15 protein-coding genes and 1 pseudogene are annotated in these 18,571 nt (G+C 34.8%); 6 read left to right on the forward strand and 10 right to left on the reverse strand.

Annotated features, from left to right (window positions below; genetic code table 11):
• Positions 1–191: 191 nt before the first annotated feature.
• The gene (locus tag I7822_RS00765) at positions 192–1,484 is read right to left on the reverse strand and encodes an MFS transporter (RefSeq protein ID WP_207974898.1); all 1,293 of its coding nucleotides are present in this window, start codon (positions 1,482–1,484) and stop codon (positions 192–194) included.
• Positions 1,485–1,585: 101 nt separating this feature from the next.
• Positions 1,586–2,974, reverse strand: a complete 1,389-nt coding sequence (locus I7822_RS00770) for an aminotransferase-like domain-containing protein (protein ID WP_207974899.1) — start codon at positions 2,972–2,974, stop codon at positions 1,586–1,588.
• Between the two features lie 247 nt (positions 2,975–3,221).
• On the opposite strand from I7822_RS00770, the gene I7822_RS00775 reads away from it, so the two are divergent.
• Complete coding sequence (locus I7822_RS00775) at positions 3,222–3,905, forward strand: DUF3298 and DUF4163 domain-containing protein (RefSeq protein ID WP_243459183.1); 684 nt, start codon at positions 3,222–3,224, stop codon at positions 3,903–3,905.
• A gap of 93 nt (positions 3,906–3,998) precedes the next feature.
• On the opposite strand, the pseudogene I7822_RS00780 reads toward I7822_RS00775, so the two are convergent.
• Both I7822_RS00780 and I7822_RS00785 read right to left on the reverse strand, forming a co-directional pair.
• Positions 3,999–5,355, reverse strand: a pseudogene (locus tag I7822_RS00780) (IS3 family transposase).
• 123 nt (positions 5,356–5,478) lie between these two features.
• A complete protein-coding gene (locus tag I7822_RS00785; protein ID WP_207974900.1) occupies positions 5,479–7,761 on the reverse strand; it encodes a beta-L-arabinofuranosidase domain-containing protein in 2,283 nt (760 codons plus the stop codon).
• A gap of 152 nt (positions 7,762–7,913) precedes the next feature.
• On the opposite strand from I7822_RS00785, the gene I7822_RS00790 reads away from it, so the two are divergent.
• Positions 7,914–8,786, forward strand: a complete 873-nt coding sequence (locus tag I7822_RS00790; RefSeq protein WP_207974901.1) for a helix-turn-helix domain-containing protein — start codon at positions 7,914–7,916, stop codon at positions 8,784–8,786.
• An 86-nt stretch (positions 8,787–8,872) separates the two neighbouring features.
• Here I7822_RS00790 and I7822_RS00795 read toward each other — a convergent pair whose 3' ends face one another.
• Positions 8,873–9,577 (reverse strand): methyl-accepting chemotaxis protein, encoded by a 705-nt coding sequence (locus I7822_RS00795; RefSeq protein ID WP_207974902.1) that lies wholly within the window; start codon positions 9,575–9,577, stop codon positions 8,873–8,875.
• 134 nt (positions 9,578–9,711) lie between these two features.
• Here I7822_RS00795 and I7822_RS00800 point away from each other — a divergent pair, with 134 nt between their 5' ends.
• Entirely contained in the window at positions 9,712–10,017 is a 306-nt protein-coding gene (locus I7822_RS00800; RefSeq protein ID WP_307847664.1) for a HAMP domain-containing protein, read from the forward strand.
• A gap of 137 nt (positions 10,018–10,154) precedes the next feature.
• On the opposite strand, the gene I7822_RS00805 is transcribed toward I7822_RS00800, so the two are convergent.
• Positions 10,155–10,535 (reverse strand): YbaN family protein, encoded by a 381-nt coding sequence (locus I7822_RS00805; protein ID WP_207974904.1) that lies wholly within the window; start codon positions 10,533–10,535, stop codon positions 10,155–10,157.
• A 171-nt stretch (positions 10,536–10,706) separates the two neighbouring features.
• On the opposite strand from I7822_RS00805, the gene I7822_RS00810 reads away from it, so the two are divergent.
• The 3 genes from I7822_RS00810 to brnQ all read left to right on the forward strand — a co-directional run bounded on the left by I7822_RS00810 (position 10,707) and on the right by brnQ (position 13,158).
• On the forward strand, positions 10,707–11,057 hold the full coding sequence (locus tag I7822_RS00810) for an ASCH domain-containing protein (RefSeq protein WP_207974905.1): 351 nt from the start codon (positions 10,707–10,709) through the stop codon (positions 11,055–11,057).
• A 21-nt stretch (positions 11,058–11,078) separates the two neighbouring features.
• Positions 11,079–11,513, forward strand: a complete 435-nt coding sequence (locus tag I7822_RS00815; RefSeq protein WP_207975222.1) for a hypothetical protein — start codon at positions 11,079–11,081, stop codon at positions 11,511–11,513.
• Between the two features lie 325 nt (positions 11,514–11,838).
• Entirely contained in the window at positions 11,839–13,158 is a 1,320-nt protein-coding gene (gene brnQ, locus I7822_RS00820; RefSeq protein WP_207974906.1) for a branched-chain amino acid transport system II carrier protein, read from the forward strand.
• Between the two features lie 122 nt (positions 13,159–13,280).
• Here the strand turns inward: brnQ and I7822_RS00825 are convergent, their stop codons facing one another.
• From I7822_RS00825 to I7822_RS00840, 4 genes are all read right to left on the reverse strand, one after another.
• Positions 13,281–14,195: an HD-GYP domain-containing protein gene (locus tag I7822_RS00825; RefSeq protein WP_207974907.1), complete on the reverse strand. Its 915-nt coding sequence runs from the start codon at positions 14,193–14,195 to the stop codon at positions 13,281–13,283.
• A 52-nt stretch (positions 14,196–14,247) separates the two neighbouring features.
• Positions 14,248–17,049, reverse strand: a complete 2,802-nt coding sequence (locus tag I7822_RS00830; RefSeq protein ID WP_243459213.1) for a sensor domain-containing protein — start codon at positions 17,047–17,049, stop codon at positions 14,248–14,250.
• A gap of 160 nt (positions 17,050–17,209) precedes the next feature.
• Positions 17,210–17,410 carry an aspartyl-phosphate phosphatase Spo0E family protein gene (locus I7822_RS00835; protein ID WP_207974909.1) on the reverse strand — a complete coding sequence of 67 codons (201 nt, stop codon included), beginning with the start codon at positions 17,408–17,410 and terminating at the stop codon, positions 17,210–17,212.
• Positions 17,411–17,708: 298 nt separating this feature from the next.
• Positions 17,709–18,551 carry a CheR family methyltransferase gene (locus I7822_RS00840; protein WP_207974910.1) on the reverse strand — a complete coding sequence of 281 codons (843 nt, stop codon included), beginning with the start codon at positions 18,549–18,551 and terminating at the stop codon, positions 17,709–17,711.
• Positions 18,552–18,571 lie beyond the last annotated feature (20 nt).

Consider the following 18,571-nt stretch of genomic DNA (forward strand, 5'->3'; position numbering starts at 1 on the left):
ATAAAACACAAAAAAAAGCGGTTCTATAAGAAACGCTTTTAGTTACAACATTTAGTGATGAAGTTGCATTTAAAAATACACTCAGAAATTTTTAGAGCAGCACAAAATCTAGACGTTGCAGCCATCTTTTTTCCATTTACGCAGGCACCCTTAACTAGTTGCCAGGTAAGATTCTCTTGATTAGAGGTTTTTTAGACCTTACTTTGATTATTTATAGCCCAAATGACAACTGGAATTAGTAATAATGAAAGCACAGCTCCAGCAATTGAAAGAGCAGCATAACTAAAATGAGCCACAACCACTCCAGATAATCCTCCTCCTAATGCTCCTGACAAAGCAATTAAAACATCTACAGAACCCTGCGTCTTAGCCCGAGTAGCTGGTGAAGTAGCATCTACAATGATTGTTGTACCACTAATTAAACCAAAATTCCAGCCAAGTCCAAGTAAAACAAGTGCCGTTATGAGTACTTCCATTGAATCAGCAGATCCCATAGAAGCTAGACTGCCAGAAGCTAGTAGTGTAACGGCAGAAGCAATGGCCATGGCAGTACGACCAATTTTATCAACTAGATAACCCGTTACTAAAGAAGGCAAAAACATCGCACCTACGTGAAGTGCAATGACAAGCCCAACTTCACTCAGACCATGCCCATGATGTCCCATGTGTATTGGTGTCATTGTCATTATCGCCATCATAACAAATTGAGTTAAAACCATTATTGTAGCACCTGCAAAAATGCCTCGCTTGTTTATAGTATTTTCCTCTATAAATAATTTACTGCTGGTTGTTCTTTGAGTGTCTGATATTGCTTTTGCAACAATAAAGGGATCAGGACGTAATAAAATGAATAGAACTAAACCAGCCAGGATATACGCTACAGCAGCTAAGATAAAAGGACCAGCTAAAGCAGGAATTCCTATAGATTTAGCAACTTCCCCCATTACACCTACCAGATTCGGACCTGCAACAGCTCCAAATGTAGTAAAAACCATGGCCATACTAACAGCCTTTGCCCTTTGCGTTGAGTTCGCTAGGTCAGTTCCTGCGTAGCGTGCTTGTAAGTTTGTAGCCGTTCCAGCTCCGTAGATAAATAGTGAAATAAATAAAAGTAGAATGCTATTCATTAATGCTGAAATGACAACACCAATGGCACCGATACCCCCAGCCAAAAAACCGACCGCAAGTCCAGTACGACGGCCAAATCGCTGAGAAAGTCGTCCCACAAGTAGTGCAGCCCCTGCTGATCCTAAAGTAAATAACGCCGTCGGAATACCTGCTACACTATCTGTACCTAACATGTCTTGCGCTAGAAGTGCACCTACTGTTACTCCTGCTGCAAGTCCTGCCCCTCCAAAAATTTGTGATATCACAACAACAAATAAGGTCCTTTTATATAATTGTTGTTGTTTGTCTGAAGAACTAATATAGCTTTGTAACCAGTCTGATTGAGCATCTAACTCTTTTACACTATCTTGTAACATATATTTAACCTTCCTTTCTAAACTAGTCGACAAACTAGATTTGAATCATCGTAACACGCACAAAAAAACCATACAATATTAAAATTGTATGGCGAACAATGTTAGGTAAGATTGTCTAGTATTCGTTTAATGATCAGCAATCCTTTTTCAAGATCGTCGAGAGTTTCTGGTGCACAGACAGAAACCCTTACAGCTCGCTCAGGACAACTATTTCCAACTACAAAACGTTCAGCTGCATACACTTGTACCCCCTGCTGTGCAGCCAACTCTTCAAATTCAGCACCTGTAATCTTGCCTGGTAACTGCAACCAACGAAAGATACCTGTTACAGCACCTAAACATGTATAATCTGACAAATAACGATCTAGGACTTGGTTTCTCCGAATGGCTTGTTCCCGATGACCCTCTATTAAAATTTCAAATTGATTCGATACAATTGTACGTGCTGACAGTTCTGCTAATAACGGCGAAACCGATATATTTAAATTATAAAGCGCCTTTGAAATCGGCTCCTTGTATTCACTCGGAACGGCTACATAGGCTAGTCGTAACCCTGGTGCTATTGATTTCGATAAACTCGCAATATAGATAACCTGTTCTGGTGCAAATGATGCTATTGCTGGCAGTGGTTTTTCGTTAAGGAGATGGTACGACGCATCTTCAATAATAAACTGATTATACTTTTTGGCAATTGCTGCGATCATTTTTCGATTCTCGACAGACATAAAGCTAGCTGTCGGATTGTGGTAATCTGGGATCAAGTAAATTCCTTTAATATTCTCATTTTTACACGCATATTCAAGTGCAGTTGGACTCATTTCATAGTTCTCTGATTTTATTGGTACTAATTGAACACTAAGCATCTTTGCAACAGTTTTTAAACCAGGGTAAGTATGATGATCAACACCAATGCGATCTCCAGGCTGACAAAGACTCGCCAGTGTGGCAGCAATCGCATTTTGACCCCCATTAGCAAATAAAATGTGATCAACTGATGTTTCAAATCCACCTCTTTGGATTAGCTTGATAGCTGCATCTTTTTGCCACCGGCTTTCTCCAGCACGACCATAACCAAACCATTTTTCATAATCTGTGTCTTGCAGCATACTTTTCAGTTGAAGTAGAAGTGGCTCGTATGAAGCATTATCGGGTAGTGTTGCTCCCATTTCAATTAAATGCTTCGGCTTTGTATCTTCAAGTAAATACGCATTTGATAACGCATCATACGATACAAATGTCCCACTTCCAACAGATGCACTTATCAAGCCCTTTAACTCACAAAGTTTAAAGGCTTTAGAAATAGTACTCAAATTCAAATCTAAATAATCGGCCAGCTCTCGCTGCGGGGGAAGTTTTGTACCTGGTAAAAGTACTCCGTTTAAAATGTCCTGTTGTAACTGTCCTGCGAGTACTTGATAAATGGGCTTTTTGGTTTTATCAATGGATGGCTTCCAGCTCATCGGATAATTTTCAAAAGAATTAATCGGCATGTTACGCATCCTTTTTCATCCAATTATATTATTATACCGTTTATAAAACTATTATAATTACTCCTTAATATAATGTTCTTTCCACAGGTCCTTCTGTTACTTTAATATGTCATTCTAATCCAGAAGTTAAGGCTGGATTAGATAAGTTCGAAGAACCAATATACGCCGTACTAAAATCCGTTTCTCTTTTTTAATTACTATTTTATATTTTAACATGTATTGGTAACAGATTATATAAAGAGTCAATATGCAACAAATGCCTAAATTTGAATACGATAAACCATCATTCATGAAAAAGGATTTGATGACAATGCTACAATATCGTTTACCAATACCTATTCAAACATATGATGATTCAGCTCATAAGCTTTCCATTTATTATCCTCAACTTTTACTAGTAAACAAAGCCCATCAACAAACGATTAATCAAGCAATTTATCGAAAAGTATATACTTTGTTCTCTAATATAAATGAACAAGGTTACTATCAACCTGGTATAACCGAGATGATTGGTAATTATGAAGTTAAAAATAATCAACGCGGGATTGTCAGTATCACATTAAGTAATTTTGCCAATATGCCAACTCTTGCACATCCTGTCACCTATTTGGATTCTCTCACAACGGATGTTCGCACTGGGGAAATATATCAGTTAAAAGATCTGTTTAAAGAAAACAGTCCTTATAGAGAACGAATTAACAAATTGATCGACATACAAATAAAAGAACGTGACATCCCACTTTTAAACTCCTATACAGGCATTCGCCCTAATCAAAAATACTATATTGCTGACAAAGCCCTCATTATTTATTTTGATATGTATGAGATCACACCAGGTTATGTTGGATTTCCAATGTTTCCTATAGGGAGTTATCAACTACAAGATATCATTGAAGACACAAGTCCACTTGGTATATTGCTTCCCGATTGATCAATCGTCGTTACAAAAATGAAAATAATTCCAAACATAACAAATAAAAAACGCTGAAATTGTGAACTGAACCCAAAAAGTTAGACAAAAATTTCAAGCAGCTATCAAGGATTGGATCCTGTATTCTACAGGGCTCAATCCTTTTAGTTTTTCCTTAATTCGTTTATGATAGTAATACTCAATGTATTTTTCCAATTCCTGTATAAAATGTTCTATGCTTTCAAACTCTTGTAAATAAAGTAATTCAGACTTTAATAAGCCAAAGAAGTTTTCTATGACTGCGTTATCTAAACAATTTCCTTTACGAGACATACTCTGCGTAATTTGATGCTTCTTTAAGGCGTGCTGGTATTGTTTCATTTGATAATGCCAACCTTGATCTGAGTGGAGTATTGGTGTATCTCCTTCATTTAAAAGTATAAAGACCTTATCTAACATCTTTGTAACGAGAGGGAATACAGGACGTTTTTCAATTTGATAAGCTATGATTTCGTCGTTAAATAAATCGAGAATTGGAGAAAAATAGAGCTTTTCCCCGAATATATTAAATTCTGTTACATTCGTAACCCATTTCTCATTTGGCTTGGATTGGATGCCTTGAAATCACGTTGTAGGATATTTGGCGCAATCCTTCCGACTTTCCCACGGTACGAGCGAAATTTCTTTATACGTTCAAGGCATTTTAAACCTAATTCATTCATTAAACGGCGTACAGTTTTGTGATTAATTAAATAGCCTCGATTTCGTAACTCCAACGTAATTCGTCGAAAGCCATATCTTCCTCGATGCTCATTAAAAACCTGTTGGATAACTTCTTTTATTTCACTATATTTATCTAATCTATTCATTTTCTTTACCCAGTAATAATATGTACTTCGTGGTATCCCAGCTACTTTTACTAAGTTAATTACTTTAAATTCATGCCTTAATTCATAAATTATTTCCGCTTTGTCCTGTTCTGTGACTTTTCCTTTTCTTGAATTAAGGCCTGTAACTTTTTTAAATTAGCATTCTCCATTCGTAATCGCTCATTTTCAGCTTCTAACGCTTCTTTTGATCCTTTTATTAGTTCATTTTTCTTCGGTTCTTTTTTCATAGCTGGACGCCCCTTTTTCTTTGATTTAAGGGCGTCAATTCCTTTAGATTCGAATTGTATTCTCCATTTTCGAATTAAAGCAGGAGAAGAGATGTTAAAAATCACAGCTGTTTCATTAGGAGACGTCCCATTACCATTCATATAATTAAGTACGTCTAGTTTAAACTGTGCTGAGTAACTTGTATAGGATTTTCTTAATAACACTTCTGCACCATATTGCTCGTATTGCAATACCCAATTTCTTATAACACTGTCTGATGTCCCAATGGACCTCGCAACCGTACTATAACTCTCCACACTAGCTAAATAACGTTGAACAATCACTAGCTTATCTTCCCCAGTAAATTTAGCCATACAAAAACTGCACCTCCCATTGTTAGATTGTGTCCAACAATTTGGGTGCAGTTCAATTGTCTCAGCGTTTTTGTTATTTCAAAGAAACTTCACTTTTTAGAATTTTAATCTATACTAATAACTCTACCAACCTTTCTTGTCTTTAATAACCCTAACCCCATATACTCCTCCAGCAACTTTACCTTCCTCTGAAGCAAACTTCACTTCTACTTTTTCCTTCCCATTCGTAAGTGTTAATGGAATGTCATAACAAATTTCAAATAGTTTACCTGGATTGTTCGCATGTAGTGTTTGATGGGCTACCTGTGAACCATCTATTAAAATATCAAATTCACGTGGATGTGCTTTCCCATCTTCGTGTAGTGATGCATCGTTTCCACTGTACGTAACTAGTAGATACACCGGTTTGTCAGGTAATACCGCCATTTCATAACTAAAAAATCCCTCATTAATGCTGTCCCTCCATCCGCGATTGAAAAGGTTTAAGAAACCCGATCTTGAGTTTTTCTTTTTAATTGAGTGGTCTACCTCTGGTTGTTGTTCATTCGGATTTACGACATCAACAGTAATGGCTCTTAGTCGATCAGCATCTTCCTTTTCTTTGTCAACGAACGTTTGATACGCTATTTCATCCATTATGTTCCAATACAAAGTATACCGCTGATGATGTAGCTTATAAAATGGTATAAGTGTGACACTTCTATTTCCTGGTTGCCCAACAGCAGCTGTTTTAAATACTAACGGTTCTCCTTCAATAGGTTTAATCCACTTTGATAAATCCTTTTCTCCAGTAATAAGGTCTGGTACTTCTATTAATGGATGATTGTTCAGTTTTAGATGGTCAGCTAATATATCTGTTTCAGGAAAATTCTCTGTTCCTAATGCTCCTGCCAATACGATCGGCCCATATAGAATTGCAGCTTTCTTTGGATCATTTTTAATTTTTGATAGGTGTAAATCCATTGGTAGCTGAATATCGATCCGATCTCCTACATTCCATTGGCCCTTAATGGTTATATATCCATTTTTAGTGCAAGTGTAGCTCTCTTGTTCATTTACAGTAGCAATAACAGGACCTGATACCCAGTTTGGTACTCTTATATGAATGGTTAAGCTTTCATTTGTAGCACTTTCAAAAATAAGCTTCGTTTTATCTGACTCTGGAAAAGTCGTATCTTGTCTAAGTTTTACATTGTTATCTTCCAAGTGAATTTCTGAGGCAATAAATAAATTAATATATACTTCATCATGATCTTGATAATAAATATTCCTCGTATATCTTGCCGGGTTTTCCATTCCTGTGCCTGTACAGCACCAAAAGGATTCATCAGGTGTGCAGTAAACTTTAAAATGCCCTGGCTGTGTTGAGACAAAATACGTTTTCATCCCAGAATCAGGATCCTGTGATGCAAGAATATGGTTATAGAGAGCTTTTTCATAGTAATCGATATATTCGCTTCTTTGAGACCAATGAAATAGGTGTTCTGTAAGCTTTAGCATATTATAGGTATTACAAGTTTCTGTTGTTTGGATACCAAGCTCTTCCGTGTTTTCTGGACCAAAATGCTCATTTATACTATTTCCGCCAATGACATAGGAGCGATGATTAGTGACCTGTGTCCAGAAATACACAGCTATCCTTTTAAAGGCTTCGTCACCTGTAATATCATATAGCTTTGCCGCTCCGATTACTTTAGGTATTTGTGTATTGGCATGCTTTCCTTGTAGCTCATCGTTTCCTTGAGCAAGTGGATCAAGCACCGCTTTATGACAAAATCGAATCGCAAGATCCAAGTAATCTTGGTTGTGTGTAATGGTGTAGAGATCTGCCATCGCTTCATTCATTCCACCATGTTCACAAGTCAGCATTTTTTGAAACTGCTCATCACAAAGCTGATCTGTTCCCTTTTTTGCCCAGTCTGCAAGCTTAATTACGACTTCAAGTGCTTTTTTATTTCCAGTTAACTGATACGTATCGATTAATCCAGCATAAATTTTGTGAATACTATACCATGGTACCCAACCACCACCTAGACTGAAGTTATCTACTTCAAAATCGCCTGTGAAAACTTTATCAAAGCAGGTTCTTGGAAATCCGCTTACATATCCATCTTCATCAAATGATTGTATATACTCAAGCTCATCTACAGCGTATTCTAGCTTCTCTTTTAAGTTTGCATCATGTGTTAATGAATACATCGTTGAGGCTGCTGATAGCCAATGACCGATTGAATGCCCACTAATTCCAGTTTTTTCCCAACCACCATACCTAGGTTTTTTTGGAATTTTTGAAGCAGCTTCATAGCATGATGCAGCAAGGCGATCCACATCTAGATAGATGAGATACTCCTTACCCTTTTCCTGTGAATCTTTGAAAAAACCGTCTAACAATTTTACATTTTTCATATACATTTCCTCCTTGTTCTACACAAGTTGTGATAGTTCTATTATGAATAATGATAGATGTAAAACGGAATTCACAATACAGCATAATGCATATCTTTTTTTTGGATTTTCTGTGATAGAATAAAGAAAAAAGGACGAGGAGGGATAAAACGATGCATGAAGTTACTTTGTTTTCAAACAGCCTGCCTCTTATTAGAGAAATTGGTCATATGTGGGATGATGAGGGAACAAGCGGACATCCCGATCGACTTATGGAAAACATACATGTTTTTGTTTATGTTAAAAAGGGGACGATTCAAGTTATTGAAGATGAAGTTGAGTATCAATTAAATGGAGGTTCATATCTTTTTCTCAGAAAAAATGTACCACATTGGGGTAATACTTTATACTCTCCAGGTACGGAATGGTATTATATTCATTTTTATGATTCACTTCAACAGGAAAACATGGATGAAACCTCAGAATATTCACATTACCAGCAATCTTCATTGATCTTGGAGGCAACCTATCATTCTCATATAAAGCTGCCTAAGCAAGGTAAGGTTTTAAACCCAGAGTATACCGAACTACATCTGAAAAAGCTTAATGAAGATTACATGTCACCTCATCCGATTCGTCCACTTTATTTAAGTGTGATGACCTATCAATTCTTCATCGATTTATATGCAAATAGATTAGAAGAGTCCAAAAAGACAAAACAACATCGAATTGTCGGTAAAATGATTGAGCTTTTTAGTAACACAGCCTCAAAAAAATTGTCAAGTAAGGAGATTGCAAGCATGCTCGGAATGAACTATGCATACTTATCTACTTTGTTTAAAAAAGAAACTGGTAAAAGCATTACCCAATTCCAGGATGAGCTCTTAATCGAAAAAGCCATTACGAAGTTAAAAAAAGAATCTGTCAATATTTCCGAAGTGAGTAATGCCTTAGGCTTTTCTAATCCATTTTATTTTAGTAGAGTGTTTAAAAAAGTAACAGGAGTCTCTCCAACTATTTACTTAAATCAAACTTATCGGAACTAATGAAATAGACAAGTGACTAAAACTTTTCATTCCCATAAATAACAAAGCGAAGTAAGGATTCTCTCCATACTTCGCTTTCAAATCTCTTAAACTGTAAACTTTCGAATTAATAATTGAAGTTGTTCTGACATTTTTGCTAAATTTGTTGAAGATGTTTCAATCTCTTCCATGGATGCTAGCTGTTCCTCTGTTGCTGCTGAAACATTTTGGTTTCTTACTGCTGATTCTTCGGCAATCTCTTTCACAATTTTAATAGAAGTTGCAACTTGAGAGGTACCTGAAGATAATTGATTGATCGCTCCTGTTACATCATTAATTTGTAATACGACTTCTTTAATTGAGTCTTCTATTTTTTCGAAAGATTTACCTGCTTCTTCAACCACAGTAAGTCCTGCATCAACTTCCTTAGTTGTTGAATTCATAGAATGGATTGTTTGATTTGTATCGTTCTGTATGACAGCAATTAAATTAGTAATCTGTTTAGCTGAAGAAGCAGATTGTTCGGCTAGCTTTCGTACTTCATCAGCAACGACAGCAAATCCTTTCCCATGTTCGCCCGCCCTTGCAGCTTCAATTGCAGCATTTAAAGCCAATAGATTTGTTTGTGCAGCAATTGCAGTAATCACTTCATTGATTCTGCCAATTTCTATTGAACGTTCACTGAGTCCGTTAATTGCACTGCCAAGCCCTGTCACATTATCATTAATTAAATTCAGTTGACGCTTTACTTTATCTATTGATTTCTTACCATCTACTGACATTTCAGAAGTTTGGTTGGCGCTTATTGACATGTAATCAGCATTTTTTGTAATCTGCTCCGAATAACTTGTAATCTCATTTATAGCCTGATTGCTGTTTAATCCTCCTTACTGTCATCATATCTGGAATTGTTCTGTCTATTTTTATAGGACTATTTATAACAAGAATCATTGTGAAGCCAATGAAACAAATACAATTGCTAATGGAACAAGCGGAAAATGGTGACTTTACAATTAGTGGGAGCTATAATTCGAAAGATGAAATAGGTCAGCTTGTACGATCCTTTAATAATATGATCCAGGGATTAAAAGGTATTATAAAAACAGTGAGTGAAACATCTGAATTGGTTGCCGCTTCTTCTGAAGAATTGAGTGCTAGTGCAGAGCAAAACAGTCGTGCAAGTGAGCACATATCATCTACTATTCAAGAATTAGCTGAAGGGTCAGACCATCAAGTTCGAAGTGTTAAATGATAATTAATACTAATAATTTTGTGCTAATTTTCATGTTGTATAACATTTTCATCCAATAGATTCTCCTTTTCACTAATCTACAAGTTATATCGGATGTTTTTACCTTTTCTAAAGTTTTCATTCGAATATTTTAAATACTATGAAGTTTTTATCGTATTTATTTTACAGAAGAAATAATAATATTTATAACCAACGATTAAAATTAATAGCACCCTAATCAGAAAGTTATCTAATAAAATAAAAGGAATCGCAATCATACAATCAGCAAAAAACAAAATTGTCATTTTCTGTCTTTTTGTCATTGCCCTATTTTTAACAAACTCTTCCAAATGCTTCTTGTATAGATTCGTGCCTTTAAACCAAACTTCAAACTTTTTAGACCCTCTGACAAAACATACCGAGGCTAAAAGTAATAATGGAGTTGTTGGCAATAACGGTAAAATAATTCCAAACATCCCTAATCCCAAGAAAATAAAACCAAAGATGATATAGATATAATTTTTTATTCTTATGATCATTTTCACTTTCCTCTTTCTATCCAACGTATACTCTACCTTTTATCCTATCATATCACGTTTTTTATGAGCTTACGTAGGAGGCAAATTAATATTCTTCACGACCTAGTTACTTGTCCTGTTCGACATATGATATAGTAAAAAGGATCACAAGAATGAAGGGAGTTTTAATAAATGACTAATCATGATGTACATAATACATTACCACCAAAGACATGCTCGGTTGACCGACTTGTAACGATGGAGGAAGATGTAAACAAGGTACTTGAAGGCAAGAAAACAGCGACACGCCGTAATGGTAGATATGCGGACGTTGGAGAAATTATGGAGCTAAAGGATAAGAAATTCAAAGTAGATCGCGTGTATTCTCAATCTTTAGGCGAATTAACTGATGAGCATGCAAAACAGGAAGGCTTTGATACTGTAGAAGAATATAAGCAATCTATTTTATCTTATCATCCAGGTATGCCTTGGCTTCCGCAAATGAGAGTTTGGGTGCATGAGTTTAGCCCAGTTAGTGAGTAACACTCCGAAGGAATGAATTACATACTATATAAAATTGTCATTTATATTCATGTTATTAGTGTCATTGCTTCTATCGGTCCATTTTTTATTCTTTTGCCGCTTGTTAAAAAATTGAAGGCGGCAAGAGAATCTGAATTAACTATTTACCTGGATACATTTCGTTTTGTTGTCCGACTATCAAAGCATTCAGGTCATGTATTAGTTGGTTCAGGAGCTTTGCTTGTTTTGTCTGGTCCTTGGACTTGGGGAACACCATGGATCGTAATGACGCTAATTATCCTTTTTTGTTCACTATTCTTTCTAGCTCGTGCGTTTTCACCGACACTTCAAAGGTTTCATGAAGATGAGCAAAGTAAAGAAGAGCTCGCCTCTAAACTAAACCGCACGATTTGGACTTATATTATTCTCTTAATGGCGATGCTATGGTTTATGGTTGTGAAGCCTACTTTATGGTAATACGATTATTGGAAAAGAACGTAAGGAAAAACCTTGTTGAATCTGACAAGGTTTTTCCTTGTGGACATCTCATTGTTTATATATATGTTTTAACGTTTTTCCTTAATAATAGTCCCCATGATAGAGGAATAAAACATATTGTTAAGAAAATAACTCTTTCACATGCCAACTAGTAATTTTAGTAGTGTGAAAATATTTAAAATTAAGATTTTTTCGACTTTGGACAATATTATAATTTCTATGTTAGGATAATTATCTGTGATCTTTTATTTACATGACCGGTAGGAAATTGCTGGTAAGAAGTTTTGCTTTATAGGAGGATATTATGAATAAAAAAATGTCCGGTAAGGAGACAATCGTTATCGGCTTAATGCTTTTTGCACTATTTTTTGGAGCAGGTAATATGATTTTCCCACCTGCATTAGGTCAACAAGCAGGTGAACATGTATGGAGTGCTATCAGTGGATTTTTAATTACAGGTGTTGGTCTTCCTTTTCTAGGTATACTAGCAATTGCTTTAACAGGCAGTGATGTCCAAACATTAGGTGAAAAGGTACATCCAAAATTCGGTATCACCTTTGCAATTGTTTTATATTTAACAATTGGACCGTTATTTGGGATTCCTCGAACTGGAACAGTTGCCTATGAAATTGGAATTACACCATTTTTACCTAGTTCATTTAATAATAGTTGGGTTTCATTACTTGTTTATACGATTCTCTTTTTTGGAATCACATTTTGGTTAGCTTTAAACCCAAGCAAGCTTATTGATCGAATTGGAAAAATCCTCACTCCCGCTTTAATACTAATTCTAATCTTATTGTCTGGAAAAGCACTGCTTACACCAATGGGGGGTTTAGAAGCTCCTACAGGTGATTATTTGGAAGGAGCATTTTTCAAAGGATTTTTAGAAGGGTACTTAACGATGGATACGTTAAGTGCATTAGTATTTGGGATTGTCATTATTTCTGCAGTAAAAGAACGTGGTATCGTAACACGAAAAGAAATAACAAAAGTCTCATTAAAAGCAGGTATCATTGCAGCAATTGGTTTAATCTTTGTCTATATTTCACTCTCATATATCGGGGCAACAAGTGTCTCTTCTCTTGGCTACTCAGAAAATGGCGGTGTAATATTGTCTGGTGCTGCTAGTACTCTATTTGGTTCTTTAGGAAATGTTGTCCTAGGATTAGCAATAACTTTCGCATGCTTAACAACAAGCGTTGGTTTAGTTTCAGCATGCGGGAATTACTTATCAAAGGTTTTTCCTACCATTTCATATCAAAAAGTAATTTTGATTATTACCATTTTTAGCACTTGTATTGCAAATTTTGGCTTATCACAACTTATTTCATTTTCAGTTCCACTGTTAGTTACGATTTATCCCTTAGCGATCGTTCTAATACTATTGTCTTTCATTGACATTGCTTTTGGAATAAAATCAATTGTCTATATTATTAGTTTATCTGCTACAGTTATTTTTAGTATTGTCGATGGACTAAATGCAGCTAATCTAAATTTATCGGTAATGAATGACTGGCTTTCCTATATCCCTCTTTTCAACATAGGTATGGGATGGTTGGTTCCTGCGATTTTGGGAGCTATTATTGGATACATTATTTCTAATTTCCAGACAGAAAAATAAGTGGTGTTAAAAACCGGTTACTAGATATTAAAATATACACTTAAAGAAAACACTTGAAGTCAAGTGTTTTCTTTCTTATACAACAACAGTCTAATTTTAGAAGATAATATAAAATATTCTACTTATTTTATGTTAGCTTTTTCATGTTCAAATAGACCAAGAAAAACATCAACAATGTCGGGGTCGAATTGTGTCCCTTTATTTTTACGAATCTCATTAAGAGTATAATCTAAATCAAGCTCGTCTCTATAAACACGTTTTGAAGTCATCGCATCAAAAGTATCTGCAACAGCAATTATTCGCGCGACTAACGGTATTTGCTTTCCTTTCAATCCTTTTGGATAACCTTTACCATCAAATCTTTCATGATGATATAGAACAATATCTAAAACGCCATTTTCACTAAAGCTTGCAACATGCTTTATTATTTCATATCCAATGGTTGGGTGAGTTTTAATAAAATGATATTCATCATTTGTTAATTTCCCAGGCTTAGTCAATATATGTTCAGGAATACCAATTTTTCCAATATCGTGGAGTAACGCTCCTATATGAATAATATTGCAAAGGTTTTTAGACAACTTCTTTTTTTTTGCAATCTTCACAGCATATTTTGCTACGTTTTCAGAATGGTGTAATGTATATGAATCCCTGGAATCCAATGCATTAGCAAGTACTTTCGTTAATTCTATATTATCTTCTCTAACCTTTTGAACATTTTTCATTAACCACACTGAGATAATTGTGATGATAAAATATGTAAAAAAGTAAAATAAAAAAGTTACTCCAGTAGCTGTTGCATCAGGTATTAGAAAAAACCTACAAGCTACTACTAAAGCAGTAAAGAAAATTAGAAACCAAGCTGGCTGATTATAGAAACCAATACCTAAAAAGATGACAGAAACAATATATAAAATATAAACATTACTATCGTCTTGAAACATAAAATTTAATACTACACTAATAATCAAAAGAATAAAAAAGCAGTATTGAAAATAAGTATGATTAGTTAACAAACGATTATATTTATTAAACATAGTTCCTCCGATTAATTTGTAATCCCGAGATATCAAAATAACGTCAGATACTTCAAAATGAAAATGTATTACCTCCACCATCTTTTACTTTATAAAGTGCCTCATCGGCTTGTTTAAATAAGCTTTCAGTGTTGTTTCCTTGTGATGGGTAGAGTGACACTCCGATACTTGTAGTGATAGATAGCGAATGTCCTTTAATATCCATGGGTTCTCGAACTACCTTTAATATCCGTTTTGATACGTCAACTACTTCATTTTCATTCTTTAACTCCGGTAATACGATCGTAAACTCATCGCCTCCCACCCTTGACAAGGTGTCTGTTTTTCGAAGGGAAAGCTTAATTCTCCTTGAGAACTCCTTAATAACCTCATCCCCGATATCATGGCCAAAGGTATCATTAATTGCTTTAAATTTATCACAATCTAACACCATCAAAGCGGTTAGCTTACCTGTTCGATCTGTTGTATACATAGCTTGTTGGAGGCGATCTAAAAATAACCTTCTGTTTGGCAGTCCAGTTAAATGGTCATAAAACGCCATTTTAGCTAATTTCTCTTCTTTCCTTTTCTTTTCAGTAATATCTCCTGAAATCACAATAATTTTCTCGATTTCACCCTCTGGACTTATGACTGGTACAAAATCAGAATTTAGCCATATTGAATGTCCATCCAGGTGTATACTTCTAAAATCGATCTGATAAAACTCTTTCGTTTTAAATATGTTTTCAAAATTTCGTTTAGTATCATCTACATCATCAGGGTGAATCAAATCAAAGAACGATTTCCCAATCAGGCTACGAATCGGATAACCTAAAATATTTTCAACAGATGGAGAGCAATAAATCACTTTCCCATTAGGATTAAGTACTCTGATCATATCTAATGTGTGTTCTGCTATGATTCGGAATCGTTCTTCACTTTCCCTCATCGCTTTTTCCGCTCGTCTTTTTGTCGTAATATCTCTAAACATGACTAAAACTGATGTTTTACCATGATCTTGAATCGGCACAGACGCTGTTTCAGCATATATCATATCTCCATCAAGAGTAAGGAATCTTTCTTCCAGCGTTTCTCCTTTTTTTCCTTGGTTAATTGCTTGCTGTATTCTTTGGACAACTTGTTTTCGGTCACTCGGATGAACAAAATCCATTACTGGATTTCCGATTACCTGACTTGGGCTTTTTGCTTTTAAAAGATCCAAACCAGCTTGATTGATGTAGGTTATTCCCCCTTCAGAATGTACAACCAAGGCTTCTGGTGAAGCCTCCACTAAGTTTCGGTATCGTTCTTCACTCTCTTTTAGTTTGTTCATGATTTGTCTTGAATCGGTCACATCTTTATACGTTGCCATCGCTAAAATATTACCTTTATCAATTTTTCTATAAGTTGCCAATACATCTATGATTGTTCCATCTTTACGTTTTCGTTGAGTCTCGAAATTTACGAACTTTTCCCCTTCACGTAAACGTGTTAAGAAGCCTTCGAGTTGTTTGGTCTGAATTTCAAGGTTAATAGGTGGAGGGCTCATTTGTTTTATTTCCTCTACCTTCCAATCAAACATCTCTTCAAAAGTAGGGTTCGCTTGAACAATGGCTCCATAATGATCAATCATAAATATAACATCTGTCGTATTGTTCCAAACCAGTTCAAGTAATTCTTTTAGCCCTATCAATTCACGTTCACTCTTTTTCTTTTCGGTAATATCACGACCTATTCCTGATATTCCTATCACATGTCCAAATTCATCATAAAGAGGTGACAACGTTAAACTTATATCAAGTAATTCTCCAGATTTTTGCTGTCTTTTTACATCAATACCTTGAATTGTTTTTCCATTTAAAACTTCGTCATAAAGGTTATTAGTTTCGCTTTTCAACCAATCTGGCACAGTAGGAAAATCCCTTCCAATTACTTCTTCCCTAGTAAATCCAAATATCTCGGTAAATGCCTCATTAATGAATTGAACTTTACCCTCATTATCTATTATATGAATGGAATCCTTACTATCCCTAACAAATGATTCAAAGCGAGATTTCACAAGGTGGAATTCTTCTAATGCCTTTTTTTCAGAAGTAATTTCCTTCGCTATTCCATACACCCCTTTTATGGTTCCATCTACGATAATAGGGATGTTTTTAACACTTAAATACACTTCATGCCCATCTTTCTGATAAATTTTAGTTTCATACCGAGCCATATCTCCTTCAATCGTCTGTTGAAATCGACTATTTACAGTTTCAAGCTCTTTTTTGGACATGATCTCTGAAAAATTCATTCCAACAAGTTCACCATTTGAATAACCAGTTATTTGTTCAGCGGCATTGTTCACCTCTAAAAAATAGCCTTCCAAATCAAAGGTAAAAATGGCATCTTCGTTATAATCTACCAAGGACGATAATCTCTGTTCGTTTTCCTCTAATCGACTTTTAGAATACTGTAATTCGCTTATTTGTTTGCTTCTATTGGTTACATCACGTACAACTGCAATGATATATATATCTTCATTGTCAAAAATAGGAGTTAAAACTGTTTCACTGATCATCTTATTCCCTTTTGGTAATACCACTTCATCCTCAAATGTTACAATTCTTTTGGAATGGGCAGCTTTTAAATAATGTTGTTTAAAAAATGCTGCTCTCTCTGTTGAAAATACCTCATCAAACGTTTTTCCAATTAGGGTTTGGTCTTTACTAAGAACAGATAATCCTGATTGATTAGCATATAAATAACTTATTTTCTCATCTCGAACTTCCATAATATATATAAGATCAGTTAATGAATTAAATGCACTAGTAAATAATTTAAAAATTCGAGTTGGATCCATCAAAAGAAACTGATTCAAAATATTAGTCATTTTCACGTAACCTTCCTCTTTTTTTGTTATATAGAAGGGTAAAAACTATTTCCTTTTTACTATTTCCTATAATTTCAAAGAAAATTGGCTTTCACTTATAAATAAAAGAAGAATCAGGAAAACACTCCTATATTTTTTTCATTTAATTTAACTATTTAACTTAAACGATATATTGCTCTATTTCTCTATTATGAATTGAATGGCTTTCATACATTGTTAAATCATTCATTAACTTATCTAATTTAGTGCTCAAGAAAATTGTCGCTGGATGTGTTAACCCGTACTCCATTCCGACAAAGATCATATTCTGTCTAGTAAATTCAATCTCGTTTTCCAGCATTTGAAATGAAAATTCCCACATAATTTGATCACCCACTTAATGTTTGTATACTTATTTTCTAATAAAAAAGGTATATCCGTATATCACCTATAGTTCTTATTTTCCCTTAAAACTAGATGATTTTTGAGATATTACTCCTAATTATTAAACTTCCTACTAGGAAGTCATTACTATCTTTCTCCTTTATGTGCATGCAATAATCCTATATGTGCGTGCAACAATCTTAGCAAATTGTTAAAAACAAAAGGAAAAACCCAAGCTTTAGAAATCTAAAGCTTGGGTTTTTCCTACTTAATTATTAATAACCTAATTTGATTTGTTATTTAACTTTTCGATATAGCTTCTGCCCCACAGTTAAATCCTCATAACAATCAGCTTTATTTGTATAGACAATTGTTTCCTTGTCACCAAGACCAAGAATTCCAAACATTCCTAGACTTTCATAGAAAAGTTCATGGACTTTTTTTTGTAAGGGTTTATTAAAATAGATTAATACATTTCTGCATAATATGACATGAAATTCGTTAAATGATCGATCAGTTACTAAATTATGTTGCGCAAAAACGACATTTTTTGTTAATGAAGAATGAAACTTTACTTTATTATTTTTCACACTGTAATAATCCGAAAATGCTTTTTTACCACCCGAATGTATATAATTATTTGTATATTTCCGCATATTTTCTAGAGGATATAAACCAGATTTCGCTACTTTTAACACATCTGCGTTAATGTCTGTTGCGTAAATCTTCGTTTTCTCATATATACCTTCCTCTTGTAACAACATTGCCATCGAATAGACTTCTTCCCCTGTAGAACAACCAGCATGCCAAATTCGAATAGATGGATACGTACGTAGGATGGGTACAACCTTCTCACGAAAGGTTAAGAAAAATAAAGGATCCCTAAACATTTCGGTCACATTAATTGAGAAGTCTGATATGAGCCTTTTTAAACAAGCTGGATCATGTAAAATCTTTTCTAAAAGCCCTGAAATACTAGTTAACTTTTCGGCATGAACTCTATGCCATATACGCCTTTTTAATGAACTATATGCATAATTTCGATAGTCATATCCACACCAAGAAAATAACCCTTGTAAAAGTAAGTCAATTTCTAGTTTTTCTAGTTCCTCATTGATATTATTTTGAACATTATTCATAGTTTTCCCTCAAGTAATAT

Origin of the sequence: Metabacillus bambusae (assembly GCF_017497975.1) — a bacterium.
GTDB classification, from domain to species: domain Bacteria; phylum Bacillota; class Bacilli; order Bacillales; family Bacillaceae; genus Metabacillus; species Metabacillus bambusae.

What these genes read in the sequence shown, in the direction of transcription:
- I7822_RS00775 (WP_243459183.1), top strand. Translation starts at nt 3,222, where the DNA reads ATGCAACAAATGCCTAAATTTGAATACGATAAACCATCATTCATGAAA.
- I7822_RS00765 (WP_207974898.1), bottom strand. Translation starts at nt 1,484, where the DNA reads ATGTTACAAGATAGTGTAAAAGAGTTAGATGCTCAATCAGACTGGTTA.
- I7822_RS00825 (WP_207974907.1), bottom strand. Translation starts at nt 14,195, where the DNA reads ATGTTTAATAAATATAATCGTTTGTTAACTAATCATACTTATTTTCAA.
- I7822_RS00790 (WP_207974901.1), top strand. Translation starts at nt 7,914, where the DNA reads ATGCATGAAGTTACTTTGTTTTCAAACAGCCTGCCTCTTATTAGAGAA.
- I7822_RS00830 (WP_243459213.1), bottom strand. Translation starts at nt 17,049, where the DNA reads ATGACTAATATTTTGAATCAGTTTCTTTTGATGGATCCAACTCGAATT.
- I7822_RS00795 (WP_207974902.1), bottom strand. Translation starts at nt 9,577, where the DNA reads ATGTCAATAAGCGCCAACCAAACTTCTGAAATGTCAGTAGATGGTAAG.
- I7822_RS00805 (WP_207974904.1), bottom strand. Translation starts at nt 10,535, where the DNA reads ATGATCATAAGAATAAAAAATTATATCTATATCATCTTTGGTTTTATT.
- brnQ (WP_207974906.1), top strand. Translation starts at nt 11,839, where the DNA reads ATGAATAAAAAAATGTCCGGTAAGGAGACAATCGTTATCGGCTTAATG.
- I7822_RS00835 (WP_207974909.1), bottom strand. Translation starts at nt 17,410, where the DNA reads ATGTGGGAATTTTCATTTCAAATGCTGGAAAACGAGATTGAATTTACT.
- I7822_RS00770 (WP_207974899.1), bottom strand. Translation starts at nt 2,974, where the DNA reads ATGCCGATTAATTCTTTTGAAAATTATCCGATGAGCTGGAAGCCATCC.
- I7822_RS00840 (WP_207974910.1), bottom strand. Translation starts at nt 18,551, where the DNA reads ATGAATAATGTTCAAAATAATATCAATGAGGAACTAGAAAAACTAGAA.
- I7822_RS00785 (WP_207974900.1), bottom strand. Translation starts at nt 7,761, where the DNA reads ATGAAAAATGTAAAATTGTTAGACGGTTTTTTCAAAGATTCACAGGAA.
- I7822_RS00810 (WP_207974905.1), top strand. Translation starts at nt 10,707, where the DNA reads ATGACTAATCATGATGTACATAATACATTACCACCAAAGACATGCTCG.